Annotated in this window: 18 protein-coding genes; 5 read left to right on the top strand and 13 right to left on the bottom strand. The window is 39.7% G+C overall.

What is annotated here, in order from left to right:
• Positions 1–40: 40 nt before the first annotated feature.
• The 5 genes from Gferi_RS22210 to Gferi_RS22190 all read left to right on the top strand — a co-directional run bounded on the left by Gferi_RS22210 (position 41) and on the right by Gferi_RS22190 (position 5,134).
• Positions 41–637, top strand: a complete 597-nt coding sequence (locus tag Gferi_RS22210) for a TetR/AcrR family transcriptional regulator (protein ID WP_069980327.1) — start codon at positions 41–43, stop codon at positions 635–637.
• Between the two features lie 649 nt (positions 638–1,286).
• Positions 1,287–3,026, top strand: a complete 1,740-nt coding sequence (locus Gferi_RS22205) for an aldehyde ferredoxin oxidoreductase family protein (RefSeq protein WP_069980326.1) — start codon at positions 1,287–1,289, stop codon at positions 3,024–3,026.
• 201 nt (positions 3,027–3,227) lie between these two features.
• Complete coding sequence (locus Gferi_RS22200; RefSeq protein WP_083273713.1) at positions 3,228–3,557, top strand: MoaD/ThiS family protein; 330 nt, start codon at positions 3,228–3,230, stop codon at positions 3,555–3,557.
• A 26-nt stretch (positions 3,558–3,583) separates the two neighbouring features.
• Positions 3,584–4,783 carry a tungsten cofactor oxidoreductase radical SAM maturase gene (locus tag Gferi_RS22195; protein WP_069980325.1) on the top strand — a complete coding sequence of 400 codons (1,200 nt, stop codon included), beginning with the start codon at positions 3,584–3,586 and terminating at the stop codon, positions 4,781–4,783.
• Between the two features lie 123 nt (positions 4,784–4,906).
• Complete coding sequence (locus tag Gferi_RS22190) at positions 4,907–5,134, top strand: MoaD/ThiS family protein (protein WP_236932645.1); 228 nt, start codon at positions 4,907–4,909, stop codon at positions 5,132–5,134.
• A gap of 132 nt (positions 5,135–5,266) precedes the next feature.
• Here Gferi_RS22190 and Gferi_RS22185 read toward each other — a convergent pair whose 3' ends face one another.
• The 13 genes from Gferi_RS22185 to Gferi_RS22125 form a co-directional block, all read right to left on the bottom strand.
• On the bottom strand, positions 5,267–6,031 hold the full coding sequence (locus Gferi_RS22185) for a hypothetical protein (protein ID WP_069980324.1): 765 nt from the start codon (positions 6,029–6,031) through the stop codon (positions 5,267–5,269).
• Between the two features lie 236 nt (positions 6,032–6,267).
• Positions 6,268–6,909 carry a peptidylprolyl isomerase gene (locus Gferi_RS22180; RefSeq protein ID WP_156782465.1) on the bottom strand — a complete coding sequence of 214 codons (642 nt, stop codon included), beginning with the start codon at positions 6,907–6,909 and terminating at the stop codon, positions 6,268–6,270.
• Positions 6,910–7,101: 192 nt separating this feature from the next.
• Positions 7,102–8,568 (bottom strand): M56 family metallopeptidase, encoded by a 1,467-nt coding sequence (locus Gferi_RS22175; RefSeq protein WP_069980322.1) that lies wholly within the window; start codon positions 8,566–8,568, stop codon positions 7,102–7,104.
• Positions 8,569–8,578: 10 nt separating this feature from the next.
• Complete coding sequence (locus tag Gferi_RS22170) at positions 8,579–8,938, bottom strand: BlaI/MecI/CopY family transcriptional regulator (RefSeq protein ID WP_069980321.1); 360 nt, start codon at positions 8,936–8,938, stop codon at positions 8,579–8,581.
• Positions 8,939–9,221: 283 nt separating this feature from the next.
• On the bottom strand, positions 9,222–9,923 hold the full coding sequence (locus tag Gferi_RS22165) for a copper amine oxidase N-terminal domain-containing protein (protein ID WP_069980320.1): 702 nt from the start codon (positions 9,921–9,923) through the stop codon (positions 9,222–9,224).
• Between the two features lie 154 nt (positions 9,924–10,077).
• Positions 10,078–10,713: a hypothetical protein gene (locus Gferi_RS22160; protein ID WP_069980319.1), complete on the bottom strand. Its 636-nt coding sequence runs from the start codon at positions 10,711–10,713 to the stop codon at positions 10,078–10,080.
• Between the two features lie 302 nt (positions 10,714–11,015).
• On the bottom strand, positions 11,016–11,837 hold the full coding sequence (locus Gferi_RS22155) for a DUF624 domain-containing protein (RefSeq protein ID WP_069980318.1): 822 nt from the start codon (positions 11,835–11,837) through the stop codon (positions 11,016–11,018).
• Between the two features lie 91 nt (positions 11,838–11,928).
• Positions 11,929–13,041 carry an ABC transporter ATP-binding protein gene (locus Gferi_RS22150; protein ID WP_069980317.1) on the bottom strand — a complete coding sequence of 371 codons (1,113 nt, stop codon included), beginning with the start codon at positions 13,039–13,041 and terminating at the stop codon, positions 11,929–11,931.
• Between the two features lie 223 nt (positions 13,042–13,264).
• Entirely contained in the window at positions 13,265–15,646 is a 2,382-nt protein-coding gene (locus tag Gferi_RS22145; protein ID WP_069980316.1) for an extracellular solute-binding protein, read from the bottom strand.
• The gene (locus tag Gferi_RS22140; protein ID WP_069980315.1) at positions 15,639–17,042 is read right to left on the bottom strand and encodes an ABC transporter permease; all 1,404 of its coding nucleotides are present in this window, start codon (positions 17,040–17,042) and stop codon (positions 15,639–15,641) included. The genes Gferi_RS22145 and Gferi_RS22140 overlap by 8 nt, the downstream gene beginning before the upstream one ends.
• Before the next feature lie 13 nt (positions 17,043–17,055).
• Positions 17,056–18,372, bottom strand: a complete 1,317-nt coding sequence (locus tag Gferi_RS22135; protein WP_069980314.1) for an HlyD family secretion protein — start codon at positions 18,370–18,372, stop codon at positions 17,056–17,058.
• Positions 18,373–18,438: 66 nt separating this feature from the next.
• On the bottom strand, positions 18,439–19,335 hold the full coding sequence (locus Gferi_RS22130; protein ID WP_083273711.1) for a carbohydrate ABC transporter permease: 897 nt from the start codon (positions 19,333–19,335) through the stop codon (positions 18,439–18,441).
• Between the two features lie 8 nt (positions 19,336–19,343).
• The gene (locus Gferi_RS22125; protein WP_069980312.1) at positions 19,344–20,225 is read right to left on the bottom strand and encodes a carbohydrate ABC transporter permease; all 882 of its coding nucleotides are present in this window, start codon (positions 20,223–20,225) and stop codon (positions 19,344–19,346) included.
• Between the last annotated feature and the right edge of the window lie 44 nt (positions 20,226–20,269).

Below are 20,269 nucleotides of genomic sequence, written 5' to 3'. Positions count from 1 at the left end.
TTCAAAAAATATAGTAATCTATTAATGAGGTGAATTTACAATGGATGGCTTTGAAAAACGCACAGAAAGAAAAAAAGAAAATATCCGTCAAGCGGCCTTTGAATTGTTTTCTGCCCATGGTGTACAAAGAGTTAGTGTTGCTGAAATAGCCAAGAAAGCCAAAGTGTCCCAGGTTACAATCTACAACTACTTTGGTAGTAAGGACGAGCTTTTAAGAGATGTAATTTTATCACTTCTAAATAAACGGCTGTATGAGGATATGGAAGTGATTGAAAGCAATCTGCCATTCCCTGAAAAAATTGAAACATATGTCTCGGAAAGAACCAGTGAATTATCAGCGATGGACCCTGATTTTCTTAAATCGCTGAAGTCAGAAGATCCTGTTATTAGACAGATTGCTGAAGATTTTACTAAGAATAAATATATTCCCTTAATGTTAAGATTAATTGAAAAGGGCCGAAAAGAAGGTTATATTCAACACAGTATTTCTAACGAAGCTATTTTGATATATATTAATATGTTTAGAGAAGGCAAACGCTCCGATGCATTGCTTAATTTTGAAGAAAGCAGAAAATATTTTAAAGAGTTGGTTACATTGTTTTTCTATGGTATTTTAGGTAAACCTCTGGATAAATAATAAAAGTATATTATAAAATGTACTTCATAGAGTAGACAATAAAAAATCTACCCTATGAGATACATTTTATAATCCGCATATCCTTCCAGTTCGTTCAATATGGCTTGTTTGATAATATCTAGTTCCTACTTCTTCATACGGAGTTCCCCTTTCTATTTCATCATAAATTTGATATCTTCTTATTTACTATTTAATAGCTTCTAACCACCTTGCCTAAAAACTTCATTAAGTTTTAAATATAATGACCTCCTTGAAATAAAGGCGGCCAGGTTTTAGTAATCAATCTGAAATTAAATCAATTTTATAACGAATGTTTTCAATTACAGCATTTATATCTGCATATTATAATTGTATAACATAAATACCTGAAATATTTAATTACTCTCATAGACTGGAATCTTCCTGTCATTGTATCGAAACAGAACACTGTATCATTTTAGAACAGCTATTTTCTTGGTTTGTGTTCCGTTTTAGAACGTATCCTGCAGTGCTTTCCATAACTACTAGATTTTACAGAAGGAAAACGTTATATTTTAACTCTTTTATTTTATAAGAATCCTCTATAATAATTGGCATAATATTTGCTTCGTGTATCAGTATACAGAAATTTCTAATAAAAGAATAAAAATTATTTAGAGGAGGTAATTTTGTGAACAAATTTATAAGAGTAGATATGACGACAAAACAAGTTACGGTTGATGAAGTTCCAGCTAAATATGCAGGATTGGGTGGACGCGCCCTCACTTCCAATTTTGTTGCCGATGAAGTAAAGCCTACCTGTCATGCTTTAGGCAAAAACAACAAAATCATCTTTGCTCCCGGTTTACTCAGCGGTACAACAGCACCTAATTCCGGACGTATTTCTGTTGGTGCAAAGAGTCCCTTAACCGGTACGATCAAAGAAAGTAATTCCGGCGGCTCCTTTTCACAAAAAATGGCTAAAGCTGGTATCAAAGCTTTAGTAATTGAAGGAATGCCTACTGACGATAAGTTTTATGTAATAAAAATGGATATAAATGGCGTAACAATCGACGAAGCTCCGGCTGAAATCCTTGGGGGATGTGGAAATTATAAGGCTATCGAAATATTAAGTGCAAAATACGGCGAGAAAGTCGGTATCGCTTTAGCTGGTCCAGCTGGCGAACATCGTCTCCCTTCTGCAAATATTTCTTTCAAAGATCCTGAGGGCAACATGCGTAGTGCAGGCCGTGGTGGTTTAGGTGCAGTATTGGGCTCTAAAAAGGTAAAAGCTGTGATTATCGATGATACAGGTGCTGGTGCAGTTCCAATTGCAGATCCTGAAAAATTCAGGGCAGCCTCAAAAGTATTTGCTAAAGCCCTCTTAGACCACCCTGTAGCAGGTCAGGGTTTAGCAGCTTACGGTACTGACGTATTGGTTAACATCTTAAATGAAGCAGGCGGTCTTCCAGCCAAAAACTTTACAGCTGGCCGCATTGACCATAACGATAACATTTCTGGTGAAACATTAAATGCTACTATCACAGAACGCGGCGGCGAGGGAAAAGTATCTCATGGCTGTCATCCTGGTTGTATCATCAGATGTTCCCAGTGGTATCCGGATAAAGATGGAAAATACATCACCAGCGGTTTTGAATATGAAACCATTTGGGGCCTTGGCGCAGATGCCGGAATCCAAGATTTAGATGACATTGCCTATATTGACCGTGAAATGGACGATATAGGCATAGATAGTATCGAAACTGCCGTTGCAGTAGCTACTGCGATGGAAGGTGGTTTATTACCTTGGGGTGATGGTAAAGCTGTATTAGATGCTGTCAAGCAAATCGCCGTTCCAACGCCGTTAGGAAGAATTCTGGGCGGCGGTACAGCTGTTGTAGGTAAGGTCTGCGGTCTTTTCAGAACGCCGGTAGTAAAAGATCAAGCAATACCAGCTTACGATCCGCGTCCTATCAAAGGTATCGGCTTAACTTATGCGACTACGCCTATGGGTGCTGACCACACTGCCGGATATTGTATCTCCGGTAATATCTTAAAGGTAGGGGCAGATATTGACCCGCTGAAGAAGGAGGGTCAAATCGAATATGCCCGTGCAATGCAAATCGGAACTGCCGCTGTAGATAGTACCGGCATGTGTCTATTCGTATATTTCGGTATTGCTGACAATCCTGGCGGATATCAGGCACTGATCGATATGATTAACGCACAATACGGTATAGAATTAACTGCTGCTGACGTTGACAAACTAGGTGAATCTGTCCTTAAGGTTGAACGTGCCTTTAATAAGGCAGCCGGTTTCACCAACGCCCACGATCGTCTTCCTGAATTCTTCGAGTATGAGCCATGTTCTCCGCACAATGTAGTTTGGGACTTTTCGCCTGAAGAAATCGACGAAGTTTACAACTTCTAATTGAATTTCCACTCTTGGCCATCTTGGCTTTAGGGAGAAAAAATATTCTAGAAAAAATAAGCCGGACTTTGTTCCGGCTTCAATTTTAATATTTATCCAAAACCTTTCATTAGCTGTTTTAAGACAGCATATTCATATGATGAACGATCGAAAGAATATTTCAAGCATATGAAATTAAAGCATTTGGAGGGAGTAGGTACTATGTCAGAGCAAAGCAAACAAATGATCGAGGTGAGGGGTTTTCTGCATTTGGATGCGGCTTTTCGAAAAAAATACGGTAAAATTCCTGTAATCATGAACCTCGACAAACCTATAACAGGTGCTGAATTAGCTGAAGAGTTTGAAATTCCGTTGGATGAAATTGAAGTAATTTTCGTAAATGGCTTTGTCCAAGCTTTAGATTATGTGATCCATCCAGGAGATCGTGTGGCTTTTCTGCCTCCTGGCTGTCCCGGTCCATATCGGATAGCTCTAGGGTTTTATGGTAAAAACCAAGATAATGAAGCAAACTTTAAAATTAAAAAGAAGTAAGAATTAACGTTATTGGAGGAACGTGGATGAAAAGACTAAATAATGAACTGGGAACAGGACTCTTCGCTGTTGGTAAAAAAATTGTAATTGCCAAAGATGGGAAAATACAACTCCCAATGTCTCTGGAGAAAGAGCAGGAAGTTATATTTGTTTCAACAGAGGGCGGATATCGATTGATCCCCCTGCTGCCTGATGTGAAACGGATCTATATAGAAGTCACTACAGAATGCAATTTCTCCTGTATAACCTGTATCCGCAGTTCATGGCAGGATAAGTTACTCCATATGGATTGGGAAACCTTTGAAAATATAATAAAGAACCTTAAAGAGCTACCTAATCTGAAATCTGTCCATTTTGGCGGCTTTGGAGAGCCTATGACCCATCCAAGGATTTTTGATATGCTGGGTGCCGTAAAGAATCTTGGCCTAAAGGTCGAAATGATTACAAATGGTTCCTTCTTGCAAAAGGAAAACATTCAAAAACTGATCGACTTAGAGTTGGATGTACTCTTCACCTCTCTAGATAGTCCAGATGAGGATGAATACAATGAAATTCGTCAAGGCGCAGACTTTCAAAGCGTCACACAAAATGTTGTTAACTTGCAGGCTGCGAAGCAGGAAAGAAAGACTAAAAAACCGGAGCTGGGAATAGAGTTTGTAGCTATGAAGAAGAATTATGCCAATCTGCCGAAGCTGATCCGTTTGGCATGCGATCTCAAAGCCAGTCAGATCATTATCAGTAATTTATTGCCCTATCACGAATCCATGAAGGATGAAATTGTATATGATATCGATGATACAGGGCGTATGTTCGGTAAAGAATCCTTACGAACTACTATTTTTGCCCAGATGTCCAATATGAAATTACGTACTGAGCGCAGTTGTAAGTTTGTGAAGGATAAGTCCCTATCCATTAACTATCAAGGCAACATCAGCCCTTGTTATGCACTCATGCATACCTACCAGTGCTATATCTATGGTAGAAAGAAACAAATGTATCCCTGTTACTTGGGGAATGTCAATGAAAAAAGCCTTCTGGATATTTGGATGGATTCTGGATATGTCAACTTTAGACGTGTTGTTGATGAAAATCTTTTTCCTTCCTGTACCGATTGCAAATCTCAGGATGGCTGCAATTATACAGAAAGCAATGAGATGGATTGCTGGGGCAACAGTCCATCCTGTGCCGAGTGTCTTTGGTCTAGAAGAATTATTGCTTGCCCATAGAAGTTTTTAATAAAGCGATTTTAAGAACGAGTCATATTCATACGAATCATCACCACTGAATTTACAGCATGCACCCCTTGGTAGTTCATTCTATTTACAGTATAATGAAGACGGGAGGTGAGGATGGTGCAGATAAAAGTAAAGCTATTTGCAACCCTTAGAAATAATCGCGAGAAAGAAATGATGATGGATTTAGCAGAAGGCGCTACTCCTAAAGATATCATTGAACGTCTGAATATCTCAGAAGAAGAAGCAACTATTATCATGATTAACGGAAGAGGTGCTAAACTTGATACAGCCATAGCTGACAATGATACAGTATCTATCTTTCCACCCGTAGGGGGAGGTTAAAAAGTTTCCTCTGCATCACCCATAGACATAGATTTTTTTGTGATCATTCACTACAAATAGAAAGCTGATAGGAATAGCAAAATCCTGTCAGCTTTGCTTCATTTCTCTTATTTCGTTACCGCTGACGCTGCTTTAGTTATTTTCCAGCGGTTCATCAGTATAAACTGTACTTTGAAAACTATCGGCCGCTGTAGAAATCCTCAAATCCTTCTCACTGACAATTACGGCCAAAATCGTCCACCCTAGAATATATGCAGCCCAGACGATACTTTTAGGCCAACACATATAGCTACCAGCATAAAGGGGATGAAATAAAGAAAATGCCACACCCATATCACAGATAAACATGAGACTGCCCGAAAGCGCAATTAACGAAGCTATTCGGGGATTAAAATAGCCTCTAAAAATCGTACAAACCGCCGTCCAAGTCATATAGCATAATACCACTCCGAAAATTAATGTTTCTATAAACATGAACCCTTTGACATAGGGTCGAAGCGATACAAATACATATAAAAAGATGCTCGCAACAGGTATAACCGTGATGGCTTCCGCCTTACCTACCTTGAAATTTTTATGATAAGCAGCAATCAGGCTGAGGTATGCAAAAAGAAAACCTGCTATTCCAAAAAGTGAAAAATCTGCCTTGATCCCATTTACAGTGGTGGAAAAAACCAGAAAGAAGTCGGCAATTACCATGAAAAGAAAGGACAGCGCCATAAGCTTTTGTTCCCAGAATTTTTTTCGCACGACAGTGACAGAAAAACAAAGGGTAATCATAATGGTATATTTTAGATGCTGAACCATGGCCTCATTAGAGTAAATATTATCAAAAATGACTATTAGAAGCGTAATAGGAATATAAATTGCAAATAAAGTTCTTTGTGTATTATTCATCTCTATCTCCTATTTTATTTGATATTTACAAATAGTTTTCCATAATAAGCCTGAAATATCCCCATCCTATTCTACTGAATATAAAAAGCCTAAGATTCACAACCTTAGGCTTTTTATTGTATACAATAAAAGCTGTTAGGAAGAATCTTCCCGGCAGCTTTATCGTATTTAACTACACTGTTATAAATTTTACTGAATCACACCCTATGTCATGGTATATTTTTACCACATAGGTCTTATTTTTTATTATCACCTAAAACAGTTACTTTTTTAATCACTACATCCTCCTTTGGAACAGATACTTCTCCAGAATAAGGATTAAGACTTACAGGCATAGCTGCTATATCCTCTAGGGTATCTTCTCCTTCTATGAGCTTACCAAAAGCTGCATATTTTCCATCCAGGAAATTTGCATCTTCATGTACGATGAAAAACTGACTGCTTGCAGAGTCAGGATCATTGCTTCTGGCCATAGAGATTGTTCCTTTCACATGTTTCAAAGTATTCTGCGAAAACCCGTTTTCAGCAAATTCACCTTTGATATTCTTTCCAGATCCTCCTGTTCCATCGCCTTGCGGGTCGCCCCCCTGGATCATAAAGCCTTGAACAATTCTATGAAAGGTTAATCCATCGTAAAATCCAGACCCAGAAAGACGGATAAAGTTTTCTACGGTTTCAGGTGCAAATTCAGGATATAGTTCCAATACCATTTTACCACCATCTTCCATCTCTATCTCCACCCGCGGATTTTCTCCATTACGAATATCTTGAGGATTTTCACTTGTGTTTTTACCATTGCAGCCGGTAAATAATATAGCCATTGCAAATACAATCATCACAACCGCGGCAGCTCTTTTTCTATGAATAGTTATCATCATTCTCCCTCCGTTTTCCTTATGCAAGTAAAGCACAGCCCAGCTTGTGCACCCGTTCTAAAAAGTCTTCAGCCATTCTACTTATTCCAACATCACAACCATACTAAGGCAAATAATATACAGCATAAATATTTAGATATATTTATCGATATTTCTATTTTTTACAGATATTGCTTATTTATTGCAATCTCTTTATTAATCATTCTCGAAAAGTCCAGTATTTTTATTACTCATACCATCAAGGTTAACAATCAGTTTCATTACCTTTCCGCCATTGACCGTTGCATTGCCAATAGCTACTCCATTATCATCCGTCAGAATTGCCTTACCATTCTTATCTGCGGTTCCCGTAGCAATCGCGATGCCTTCAGCATCCTTTACAGTGACAACTCCTTTTCCAACAACTTCTGTAATGTATTTTACCATCCTGGCACCTTTGCTTATTCCAATTCTAACACCCGGTTCTGCTTTTTCAGCTAATATTTCTGTGGTATACACCCTAACCCCTTTCCCTTGAAACTCTTTAGGTATATTCAGTTGCAGTGTCCTGATAATCTCTCCACTGCCATCCGTCAGAATAGCATTCCCATCACTGTCTATGGTAGTCGTGCTAACGATATTCCCACCTTCATCTTTTACTGTAATCATTCCCTTTTCATCAAGGATGAAATTAAACTTACCGCTGTCTGTTTGAATCACTCCATATATGTGGAGGGCTTTGGTCACAGTACCTTCGGCAAATACAAGGGTTGCCCCCACAACAAATATAAGGGCTAGCACCAAACTAAACAAGGAGGTTTTTTTAAACTTCATAATGGATACAATTCTTTCTTCAGTAGCATTTTTACTAAAGCTGCTGTAAAAAGGAGTCAGCCTTGACCTGCATTCCGCCATTTGGATTAAAGACAAAGCATACTGTGATTTTGTGTCCTCACCCAATACTTTGATTACTTTTTCATCACAGGCAATCTCCAAATCTCTGTTCATGAACACATACAGTATCCATACCATCGGGTTAAACCAATGGAGGCACAGGGCAGTTACCAGCAGGAGTTTCCACAGGGCATCAAGCCGTTTGATATGTATCAATTCATGGGTGAGAATATATCTTAGTTGTATTTCATTACTACAATCCATGACCTTTGGCAGTATGATCTTGGGCTTTATTATGCCGCAAGTTAATGGCGTTGTGACTTGATCCGATACTAAAATACTTATCGGCCGGTTTACCTTTTGTTCACGCAGCCAATTTTCAATTAAAGCATTTCCTTTCATTGGCAGTGCTGTTCTAATTTCGCTGTAGCTTTTATAAAAGGATCCTGCAAAGAATACCGTAAGAAAAACTGCTCCCGCAATCCAAAGTATCATCATAGCTTCTATCTGTAACGGCTTATATGCCGCTTCCATATGATAAATCAAAACCCTGGCTTCATTACTATTTGCAGCTCCGGCTTTTCGTACAAGTTGTTCACCCATACGGTTGATTAAATGATAGATACTAAATTTTGAAGGAATGGAAAAAGGAATGATCAGCCGAAATAAAGCAATTCCCCAAAGCACAATAAAGGTTGTTTTAGGCAGTTTGTTCATGGCCAGCATTCTTATAATAACAATGACAAAAATGAGGATGCCGGCTGAAACACTCATTTGAAGCACGTTCATTACAGCCACCTCACTTCAGCTTATCAACAATCTGTTTGAGTTTGTCAATTTGTTTTTTCGTCAGGTTCTTTTCATTAATATAGGTTGCAAAGAACCTTTCAGGCGAACCTTCAAACATCTTGTTAATGAGTTCCGTAGTTTCCTGCTCCTGAACTTCTTCCTTAGAAATTAAAGCCTTACAGATAAAATTCGGTTCTAAGCGTTCAATGGCCCCTTTGTCAATGCACTTTTTGATAACCGTATAGGTGGTGTTCCTGTTCCAACCGGTTTCCTCTTTTAAAATAAGGGCAAGCTGACCTGCCGTCAAATTCCCTTCTCTCCATAGTACTTCCATCACCTTCAGCTCGGAGTCGAATAGTTTAATTTTCATACGCATCTCTCCTTACGTGACTATTTCAATAGTTAATTACAAATTTATACTATCGCAACAGGCATGATCTGTCAATGAGTATTTTTAATCGTTAAGTATATCATTTCCTATACGCTATAAAAAAGAAACTGAGAAGAGACTGGATTTTATGACCAGACTTTCTTCAGTTCCTTTTTTCAACGCTCTATAACGATGGCCGTATGTAGTTTCTATTCCCAAAAGTACTTATCTTCTGATAAGATCATCCATGTCATTAATATTTATTGATTTGTCTTCATGTTCGTTACCTGCCGCCTATTTTAACTGCTTTCATAACAGCCTCAGCCTGCTCCTGTGTAATTACTCCCTGTTCCACCAAAGCATTTAACGCATTTGGGGTAAGCATGATCCCTGAAGGCCCGCTAAAAGCATCAAATATTTTTTCTGCCTGTTCCTGGGTTATGGTGCCATTATCTACAAAACTCTGGATTTTATTCTTCAGTCCCTCTCTCTGCTGCTCAGGGGTTCGAGTGTTTGCTCCCTCAGGCGGTACAGACATCTTGCCGCTATCCTGTCCTGTACTTATCACCACTGTTCTTGTACTACCCTCCCAACTGACCTCAGCTCCCATAGCTTCACTCACAAATCTCAAAGGCACCATTGTCCGGCCATTTAGTATTTGCGCCGGCACGTCTAATATAATGTCCTTACCGTTTACCTTTGCGGTATCATCACCAATTTTGATAACAATTTTAATATCTTCTTTTACAGCAGTTACAGTACTTGTAGTTCCATCCCAATCAATAGTCACCCCTAGTGTTTCAAATATTTTCCTCATGGGCACCAAGGTTCTGCCGTCAATAATTATTGGATCCTGGTCTTCAAATACAAGACTAATGTTATCTACTTTTACATTGATTTTATCGTAAGCATCAACAGGCATAATAAAACCCATTAAACTTAGAAGACTAACCATAAAAAATGAAATAAGTTTTTTACCAAACATATACATCCTCCTCATTATGATTGTTTTACAAGTTATAAAACCGTTTTAGTCAAATACGAATTGCTTGAATTCCCTATGTAATAAGCCTAATCTTCTTCATATGTTATGTACTGTCTCAAATAAACGATCAGTTCTATTGAAAAGGTATTACACTCTATTGTTTTTTCGAATTTGACATGGCATTCATAACAGCATCAGCCTGCTCCTGTGTAATAACTCCCTGTTCAACCAAAGCAGCAAACGGACTTTGCGTAAATCTCATGCCTGAACCCTCCTGTCTCCCTGCAGAAAAGATGGCATCAACAATTTTTTCCGCCTGTTCTTTAGTTATGGTGCCATTATCTACCAAACCCTGGAGGGTATTGTTCATCCCTTCCCTCATTTGTTCAGGGGTTCGAGTGTTTGCTCCCTCAGGCGGTATAACTGTTTTATCGCCTTCTTCTGTACTACTACTTGGTTTGTCCTTCGATACCTCAGCGGCATTATTTGCTTTTACAGGAGTATTTGTATTGCTATTGTTATTTTGAACTGGAGCCGTTTGCTGCGGTGCAGTTTTTGGGCTTTGTCCAACTACTACCGGTGCTGAAGCAGCATTCTCATCTTGCACGGCTTCTTCAGATGCCGGACTCGAACTTTCTTCTGTCTCTATGTTATTTACGGCATTATTTTCTATACTATCCTGTTGATCCTTTTCAACTGCCTTTTGCTGTCCGCATCCTACAAATAGAAGCAATATAACAATCATTGCAAGGATGCCTAGAATATTTTTTTTGTGTGTGCGGCAATTCATTAAAAAAACACCTCTTTCATTTATTTTCTTTACTTGATAAGCCTTATTGCAGTTATCCATTAGAATATATTACGGCGGAATGAATTTTTTCATCCAGAAAATCACTATTCCCATACGCAAAGGGGGCATCGCAGGGGAATGAGGGCCTATACCATCCATATTATATTGAATCATATTTTTTATAGACACTCCCCTGCATTCATCATTTATTAAAAAATTAATCATAAAACTCCCCTCTATCAAAACCAAAGTCTTCTTGAATATAAATAGCCCCTCAACAGGCATAACCTGCCTACAGCTGTTTATATTTTAGCTATCATGTATTTTTTAAGTACAGGATAAACGTAAAAGTTCGTAATCAAACCCGTCATACTCATTGTTATAAGAAAAAATAACAAAATTCCCCCTGTCGGGAATAGCAATAAGGGTAAACTCGTCAATATAAAACACAGAGAGAATATTCCTAGATTCGGAAAAAATTTAATAATAGAAAATATGAAAGCATTTTTATAGATTTGTTTGACTGAAAGCCTAAATGTAATCATCATCGGATAAATATACATATGCATCATCATATAAAGAAGAAAGGACATTATAATAAAAGCAGTTATCCCAGTAGAAAATATATTTTTATCATTTATTTTCAAATAAAAGTTAATATCCAGTCCAACGGTTACTGTAACAAACAGATCGATCAAACATACAAAGATGCTCTGTCTAGCGTTACTGAAAGCCTGCTCCTTAAAATCTTCCCAAAGAAAAGCGTGCTCTTCTCCGGCAAAATTCCTCAGCACATAAGTGAATCCAGCCTGTGCAGGGCCTACCGTTAAAACAGGTATACATACCAAAACAGCACCGGCGGCAAAGTAAAATTCCAGTTCATAGATACTATTTGAAATAGGTCCACTGTTAATCACCCGCTGTAAAAAAAGATGAGAAATAAAAGACATTACAACAATCGCCGGCAGATTAAAGACAAGAAACAACAGGTTTAGTTTAACAAGGTGCCAGAATTTTCGGAAGAATATTTCAAAGAAAACGATGCTACGGGGTTTTGGCGGAGGGTTTTTGGGGATGCCCGGTCCCGGTTTTGTGTAGTCAAACAAGCCGAAAATACCTGCCATAAGAGATTCATTCCTTTCCAGTTGGACTCAGCGTTACATCCGCTTAATAATTACAGACTTATTTCTGCATCCGGCTATGATAAATAATCAGTTAATTTGTTATTGTCTTTTCTGTTTCCTTATCAAAAATATGGACTTTATCAGCATCCAAAGCCAGTTTAATGACATCTCCAGCCTTCACCTGTTTTTTTGGATTCACTCTTGCAACAAAGTCAGTACCCTCAATCTTTACATGCAGCAGCGTTTCCGAGCCAAGCATTTCAACAACTTCTACTCCTGCTTCTACAACACAAGCTGTATGGGGATCAGGGCAAGTCTGCCCGTCCAATATGTTTTCAGGCCGGATTCCCACGACTACTTCCTTTCCCATATAACCCAGCGCCTCTAGTTTCCTTGCCTTTTCACAGGGTAACTTTATACTGTTTTTGCCGAATTTTAGGTATACTTCCTCTCCGAATTTATCTACCGATACTTCCCTGAAGTTCATCTGGGGACTTCCAATGAATCCGGCCACAAACAAATTATCCGGCTTTTCATAAAGGGTCTGGGGAGTGTCCACCTGTTGGATATACCCGTCCTTCATGACAACAATCCTCGTTCCCATTGTCATGGCCTCTATCTGGTCATGGGTAACATAGATAAAGGTGGTTTGCAGATCCTGGTGAAGCTTGATGATTTTGGTCCTCATCTGGCCCCTTAATTTTGCATCCAGGTTTGACAACGGTTCATCCATGAGAAATACCTTAGGTTGCCGTACCATCGCCCGGCCAAGTGCCACCCTCTGCCGCTGGCCTCCTGATAACGCCTTCGGTTTTCTGTCGAGAAGATACTCGATCTCTAACATTTTAGCAGCTTCATACACGCTTGCTTTTATTTCATTTTTAGGGATTTTCTTTAACTTCAAGCTGTAGGCCATATTTTCAAAAACTGTCATATGAGGGTACAAAGCATAATTTTGAAAAACCATGGCGATATCTCTGTCTTTAGGCTGTACATCATTCACCAGCCTTCCATCTATGTATATTTCTCCTTCCGTTATCTCTTCCAGCCCCGCAATCATCCTGAGGGTAGTGGTCTTTCCGCAGCCGGAGGGCCCGACAAAAATGATGAATTCCTTATCTTCTATATCCAGATTAAAGTCCGCCACAGCAACAACTTTGCCCTCATATTTTTTGGTCACATGCTTTAAATTTACGCCTGCCACAATCATCGCTCCTATCTTGCTTCTGTTAATCACCCATACCGGGAACTTAAGCCCATCAGGCTGTTGAAAACCGCATATTTTCAGATAAACTCCTCATAAACTTCCTAACCGCAAAAGGCTTTGACGAGGTCACCTTTTTCAACTGTATTATTCAGTAAAGGTGACCTTGTCACGAAGCCGTGAGGATCTTATGAGGGGTTTATCAACAATCTCTCAAGGATTCCTACTCTTTCAGATAGGTATTTACCCTATCTTGTATTAGCTTTGTTGTCTCTTCCACGGATTTACTTCCGGAGAAAAAGTTTCTTGTTTCATCCTGTACAATGCTGCTGATATTTGCATCTTCATTGGCGTAGGTATTCAAACCTGCTATAAATTTATTAATACCGTCGATATCCGCTTGGGACATTGGTGCAGAGCTTAGGGTTATACTGCTGTTCCCACTTTTCATCATTATTCTCATAGCCCCGCTTTGAGATGCATCTATCGCTTGTTGCGCCTTCATCTGTTGTGCCGTCTTGTTAATTGAAAAACCTCCCAGCGCTTTCATAGACTGACCCTGCACAGCTCCTCCCTGCATGCTTTGGGATTGAATTTCATCCGATAATAGGATTTTTAAGAATTCCCAGCTTTGATCCTTGTATTTAGAATTCCTATTGATTGCATACATTGAATTTGACGTAAAGGTTCCGCCGTTACCTCCTGATGAAGGCATATTGTAAAGGGCTAGTTGTTCTTTAAAGGCAGATTTCATAAAACCGTACATGTTATAGTCCGTAATGCTAAGAGGATAAAATACGATTGCCTCTCTGCCTGCTGCCTCCAGTACAGAAGCCATGTCGTTTTTGACATTGCTGTCGGTAAGGTTGCCTTCACCAAAGGCTTTAACCGTATTCAACAGGTCGGTGAAGCCTTGTGAAATAAAGTCAGCCTTTTTCAAACCGGCATCAATATAATTACTGTAGCTGTCGTTGGTAAAGAGACTCAGAAGATCCATCGGGCTGACAGAAGGCATAGCCGCCCTATTTCCTTTACTTACTTTCTCCGCAACTGATTTAAAGTCATTCCATGACCATTTGCCGTCATCTATCGTTATCGATTCCTGATCAAGGATCTCCTGATTTGCCATTAAAATATTGAAGGTGAAGTTTGTGGGCATTACATAGAGCTTGTCGTTATATTTCAAAGCATCCAGAATATTGGTGTAGTAGTTGTTTATGTCAAAGCGATTGTCCTTGGCCATCATTTCGCTTAGATCTGCCAGGATATTCTTTGAAATATAGTTTTCATAGGGCAGCCCGGCAACGGATATGATATCCGGACCCTTTCCAGACAATATCTGGGTATTCAGATTTTTAACATAGGTTTCATAATCCTGGCTCGGATATTCCTGTATCTCTATTCTATATCCCGGGTTATCTTTTTGGAACTTACTTGCTGCTACTTCAATGGCCCTGTTAGATGCCGGAACGGAAACCGTGATCACTTCCTGTTTTTGAGCTGTTGTATCTCCGCTTTGCATTGAGTATTTATACAGTTCATACTTAATAAATTCAGAAGGCGAAGCTGCGTCAGCACCAGGAGCTCCTTTTATCACCGGCTCTGACGGGCTATTGCTGTCTGGCGTTTTTGCACCGCTTCCTTCAGATGCCGGCTTGCTATTCACCGCTCCTGCAGGTACTGATGTAGTGGAAACATAAATGTTGCCTTCAGCATCTATAGCCATCTCGGAAATATTGTACCCACTGGCCAGAATTCCATAGGATTTAAAGTCAATAATGGTTCCGATCAGCTTTCCAGTGGAATCATATTTCGTGATATTCTGGGTGGTCATATGGTAAATACTTTTATCTGCTTTAGAATACCTAACGCTGTTTGCCCCCATCATATTCACTGTACCTGAACCTTGTGCCGTTATATCCGTGGCCCAGATGCTTTTTCCTGTTGAAGTATCAAGCTTTTCAACAACTCTCTTCCCCATCGTGGAATTTACTGCAATAAGGTTATCCTCGGCATCGATATCGATACTTACATACCCTTGAGAACCGAGGGTTGCTATCTGCTGTCCTTCCTTATCCAGCACCTGGATATTCTTAGAAGGACTTGTGATATATATATTTCCTTTAGAATCTACGGCAATATCCGCAACACCCATATCCACTAATCCAGTATTTGCGGTACCTGAAAAAGTGCCAAGATCCACAGTCTTTAAGACTTCTCCTTGAGGATTGACGACTGAAAGTTTTTGGGAATTATTGGATTCTGCAGTCACCACATAGATATTGTCTGCTTCATCAAGGGTAAATGCTTTAACATTTCCTGCAAAGTCCACCTTTGACCCTCCAACCGGTATGCCATCCTGATTCAAAGTTACAAATCCTGAATCTGCTCCATAACCCCTATCGAAAACCACAAGCTGGTTTTTGGAATTCACCCGGCTGTCCCCGGGCCATTTAAGTCCCGAATGGATTCCGATCTCAGTTTCTATGTAAGCGATAGTGCCCGCCTCTTGCTGCTGAGAAGCATTTTTATTACCGCCGCCGCAGGCTGAAAGACTCACCATAAGCATCACTGCCAATAATAGACTAATTATTTTTTTAAACATTTTGAATATCACTTTCCTTTCCTTTGGTAATAGATAAGATATTTAAGAATATAAAAACCCACGCGATTAGAATGCCTTTTAAATCCAACACGAAGGGCAGTTTTATCATATAAGCTGCCGCAGCCACAATAGCCAGAGAGAGAACAAAGAAGATGCCAAATGTTCGTGTAAGTTTGTTTGAATCCATGTTTAATGCTTTCATCTCACGAAAGCCTGTGTATAAAAGCAGGAATCCCAAAACAACGGCAGTATAGAAAAGTAGATACAAAAGCATATTGGCGACATTAACAATTAACTCAGCTTGGTCTGGGATATAGCCCATATTTCTTATACTGCCTTGAATCCCATTTTTGATGATGTCTAAGTAATAGGAGATATTGATGATCTCATCGGGAATATACCTTGGCGGAATATAAGGTCTGAAGCTTATTTCCCTCCAGATCAGCAGGATTCCTAAAGCTGCCAGAACGATTTCAAGAATATGGATTCCTATTACTGCCTTGTTGTCTTTCATCACATTTGAAAAATAATCTGTCTTGCACCCATTCCTGATTAAAAAATAGGCTGTTTTTATACGTTTTTTTGCATACGTCAGCAATATCATCATGGATACTGCTCCAAGGATGAATACAAATAGCAGCGGCCACTGTTTCATGAATGCATATTTCAAATTATAATCAATAATATTGTAATTTGAAGGATCTTTGCCGATTTGCCTCAAAGCGTTGGATACATTGTTTTTATTCTGATCCAATGTACCGGCATCGACTGTCTTTATCTGCAGGGCCGTAACACCTGCCGTAGTATCCATTTCCATCATTACTTCAGCAGGTATATATACCTTTGGCAGACCATCATCGGTTAATTTCCCAATAAGTGAATTGTCTTTTTTTACAATTCCTGTGATCTGGAAAGTCTTATCGAAGATATCGATTGTTTTACCGGTTGCGTGCACTGTTCTAAATAGTTCCCAGGCAAGTTCCTCGTCAATTACTGCAACCATCGCCCCCTCTTCTTCCTGTTTTTGTGTAATAAAGCTCCCATCCTTCAGCATCAGGCTGTTGAAAACCGGATAGGTATGATCTACACCGGTCAATCTGGCCGGTAACGCTGTACCGGCGCTGGAAACCGAGATATTCACTAGACCAGATTGAGCAGTATAGCTTATTGCCTCTGTTGAAAGCTCTTTTTTAAGTCTCTCTATATCCTCCATTGAAAAAGAATTTTTCCCCTGCCGGTCTATCTGATTTTTAACGGACACCAGCACCTTTTGCATGGAATAGTCACCATTCAGCCTGTTGCATTCTTCAACCAGTGCGTTGCCGAGGATGAGGAATGAAAGCATCAGTAAAATTCCTGAAAACGTTACAATCCATACTGCTTTTCCTTTATTCATGCTATCCCACTCCTCAATTGGCCAGCATTACGCGGGATCCGTCGGATAAGGGCTTATCGCTGTCTGAAACCACCTTATCATTCGTACTTATTCCGCTTAAAACTGCGGTTTTTAAGTTATCAGAATCACCGGTGCTGACAGATACTTTTTCCACATAGAATTCATTTCCCAGAGGGCCTTTTCTATCCTTAAGTACATACACAAAGTATCCGGAGCCGTCCTGCCCCACTGCAGAATTGGATACCAGCACATTATAGGAACCGATATTCTTTTTGATATTGGCTGTACCAACTTCTCCACCAACCAGCCCATCCGTAGGTATCTCAATGATGACATCCTTTTTCACACCAATCTGCTGCGGATTGTCTTTGATTTGATTTACTTTCCCCTGTATTGCCCTGCCATTTAGTGCACTTATGGATATTTCAGCTGGATCGCCTAATTCTAGATATTCGGCTGCAGTTATATTAACCGTAGCTACAAACTGGAATCCTCCACCGGTGTCGGCAATTTTGTATAGCGGTTGAGCGGTATTGGCTGTCATGCCTGCTGAATAATACAAATCCGTTACAATCCCATCACAGGGAGCTGTCACTGTCTTCATGTTCAGTTCTTTGGTTAATTCTGCGATCTTTCTCTCTGCCATAGCTATGTCGAGTTTTGTGCTTTCTATATCCCTTATATTGTTTTCAATCTCCCGGCTATTGTCTCTTGCTGCTTTATCCCTGTTATTCCTCGCAATCTCATAATCCATCTCGGCGCTGTCAAGATTCATTTTTGCATCAGCCAAGGCATTTGCAGATATTCCGCCTACTTCATAAAGTACTTTACTGCTGTCATAATTTCTCTGGGCTTTATCCAAATTCTGTTGAGCTGTTTGAACCGTTTTGTCCAGGCTCAGCAGATTTTCCGGCGAATTGGCTTCTTTCAGCTTTTCACCCGCTTGTTTCAATTTTTCAAGATACAGTTTTCTTTGGGCCACCTTATCCTGCTCATCTTTCAATTGATTTTCTATATCGGTTATGTCGAGGGTTAACAGCGCCTGTCCCTGCTTTACCGGGTCTCCTACCTCTACCATGACGCCTGTCACTTTCATACTGGTACGGACATACAGGTCATGGACCGCCTTTGCCTGTACATTTCCGGTACCTGTGGCTTCTTTGATTAATGCACCGTTGGCAGGCCTTTCATATGTTATCTTCGGTAATGTAAAGTTGTTTATGGTTTTTGAAAAAAAGGTTAAAAAAAGCATTACTGCAAGGAATATTACCGTTGCCTTTCCTGTTATCCTGTTTCGACTAATCATTGCACCCTCATCTAATGCCTTCATCGTCTTTGTCCTACCTCCCATTCTATTTTCAATCCTCTTCATCCGATGTCTAAGAAACAACCGATATCAACCTTTAAGTCCTGAGAGCTGAATACCCTGCACCAGATAATTCTCTCCATAAAGGAAAACCAACAGCATCGGCAGCATATAGATCGTCGATGCTGCAAAAGCGATCCCCATCTCTCCTTTGTTAATGCTTGACAGGTAAATAGACAACGGGTGCATATTCACATCCTGAAGGAATATTAATGGCTGCTCCACCATATTCCAGTTATCTATAAAAACCAGAATGGAAAGTGCAGCAAGTGCTGTTTTTGCCATGGGCAGAATAATGCCGAAAAAAATTCTAAGTTGTCCGGCCCCATCTACCTTTGCAGATTCTACATATGCGTCCGGAATATAGATCATAAACTGTCTCATTAAAAAAACGCCAAAGGTGCCGAATATGCCGGGCAGTATAATGGATGAATAGCTTCCTACCAGTCCAAGCCTGCTGGCCATGATATAATTCGGTACCAGTGTGACCTGAAAAGGCATCATCATGATAATGATATATGCGAAGAACAGCTTATCCCGAAAAATAAAGTTTATTTTCGCAAAGGCGTATGCTGCCATCGACGATACAATAATCTGTCCGAATATAATCGGGATAACGATGATCGCCGAATTCCAAAATTTTACAAGGAACTGTGTCCTTTTAATCAGTGCCGTATAGTACTGTTTGATGGTCACCCTATCCGGTATTAGTTTTATTCCGGCATATTTGCCGTAGAAAGCATTGTTTTGTTGCTCTGAATTGTCTGAGGTTACCATACTGTAGCTGTTTTCTATCTCCTGCTCACTCATAAAGGAATTTGCAATGGTGAAGATGAGGGGAAACAGGAATATTCCAGCCATGGCGAAGAGCATAACTGTAAGTACTGCCCTTCCTAATTTTTTCTTTATATGTTGGCTCATCTGCATAAACTTTATCATCCTCCGATCGTACTGCCGACTTTTCTTTGAATTTTAAATAAAAACAGTACAAGAATGTAAATGAAAACAGCCATGATAAAAGCGGCAGCGGTTAACATCTGGTAGTCTAGGGATGCGAACTTGTTGTTCATATAATGCTGCAGCATGTAGATACTGTCATGGGGATATGCACCGGAAATCAAATATACCTCTCTGAATACCTTGAAAGAATTTATTATGGACATTATAAATACAAAGAAAGTAGTAGGGGTAAGATAAACCAACGTGATGTTGGTAAATTTATGCCAATTGCCTGCTCCGTCGATATCGGCAGCTTCATAATATTCCGGAGGTATATTCTGAAGGCCTGCCAGGAATAGCACCATATTGTATCCAATGTTCTTCCACAGGTAGACGATTACAACCACAATTCTGGCATATTCTGTTTTCATCCAGTCTATGGGCGAGAATCCTATGGTTGATAGAATTGCATTGATGGAACCATTCATGTCAAATAATATCTGCCATACCAAAACCACCGATGCCACCGGCACCGCCAGAGGTATAATAAACCCCATGCGCATAATATTCCTTCCGTAAATCTTCCTATTTAGCAAAAGGGCAAGACCAAGGGAAAGCAGCATGTTGAGCGGAACACAAATCCCTGTAAAAATCAGGGTATTATATGCTGCTTTTTGAAAAACGGGATTCCTCATAAGCTCTATATAGTTTGCCAGTCCAACGAACCTGCCACCGACCGGACTGTCTACAAATGAATAATAAAGTCCACCCATAAAAGGTATGAAGAAGAAAATCAAAAAACCGATCAGGCTTGGTGCGAGAAAGAATAGTGCCGTTTTGTTGTCATATTTTTTTCCTGCCTTGAATAATACTGACATTATCCACCCTCCTGTGGTATCATTCACCTTGAAGTCATATACCT

It is taken from the genome of Geosporobacter ferrireducens (genome assembly GCF_001750685.1).
GTDB classification, from domain to species: Bacteria; Bacillota; Clostridia; order Peptostreptococcales; family Thermotaleaceae; genus Geosporobacter; species Geosporobacter ferrireducens.
This window is presented reverse-complemented; position numbering and strand designations above follow the sequence as displayed.

Coding starts and splice junctions, on each gene's coding strand:
- Gferi_RS22210 (WP_069980327.1), top strand. CDS start 41: ATGGATGGCTTTGAAAAACGCACAGAAAGAAAAAAAGAAAATATCCGT.
- Gferi_RS22200 (WP_083273713.1), top strand. CDS start 3,228: ATGTCAGAGCAAAGCAAACAAATGATCGAGGTGAGGGGTTTTCTGCAT.
- Gferi_RS22195 (WP_069980325.1), top strand. CDS start 3,584: ATGAAAAGACTAAATAATGAACTGGGAACAGGACTCTTCGCTGTTGGT.
- Gferi_RS22190 (WP_236932645.1), top strand. CDS start 4,907: ATGGTGCAGATAAAAGTAAAGCTATTTGCAACCCTTAGAAATAATCGC.
- Gferi_RS22185 (WP_069980324.1), bottom strand. CDS start 6,031: ATGAATAATACACAAAGAACTTTATTTGCAATTTATATTCCTATTACG.
- Gferi_RS22180 (WP_156782465.1), bottom strand. CDS start 6,909: ATGATGATAACTATTCATAGAAAAAGAGCTGCCGCGGTTGTGATGATT.
- Gferi_RS22175 (WP_069980322.1), bottom strand. CDS start 8,568: ATGAACGTGCTTCAAATGAGTGTTTCAGCCGGCATCCTCATTTTTGTC.
- Gferi_RS22170 (WP_069980321.1), bottom strand. CDS start 8,938: ATGAAAATTAAACTATTCGACTCCGAGCTGAAGGTGATGGAAGTACTA.
- Gferi_RS22165 (WP_069980320.1), bottom strand. CDS start 9,923: ATGTTTGGTAAAAAACTTATTTCATTTTTTATGGTTAGTCTTCTAAGT.
- Gferi_RS22160 (WP_069980319.1), bottom strand. CDS start 10,713: ATGAATTGCCGCACACACAAAAAAAATATTCTAGGCATCCTTGCAATG.
- Gferi_RS22155 (WP_069980318.1), bottom strand. CDS start 11,837: ATGGCAGGTATTTTCGGCTTGTTTGACTACACAAAACCGGGACCGGGC.
- Gferi_RS22145 (WP_069980316.1), bottom strand. CDS start 15,646: ATGTTTAAAAAAATAATTAGTCTATTATTGGCAGTGATGCTTATGGTG.
- Gferi_RS22140 (WP_069980315.1), bottom strand. CDS start 17,042: ATGAATAAAGGAAAAGCAGTATGGATTGTAACGTTTTCAGGAATTTTA.
- Gferi_RS22135 (WP_069980314.1), bottom strand. CDS start 18,372: ATGAAGGCATTAGATGAGGGTGCAATGATTAGTCGAAACAGGATAACA.
- Gferi_RS22130 (WP_083273711.1), bottom strand. CDS start 19,335: ATGCAGATGAGCCAACATATAAAGAAAAAATTAGGAAGGGCAGTACTT.
- Gferi_RS22125 (WP_069980312.1), bottom strand. CDS start 20,225: ATGTCAGTATTATTCAAGGCAGGAAAAAAATATGACAACAAAACGGCA.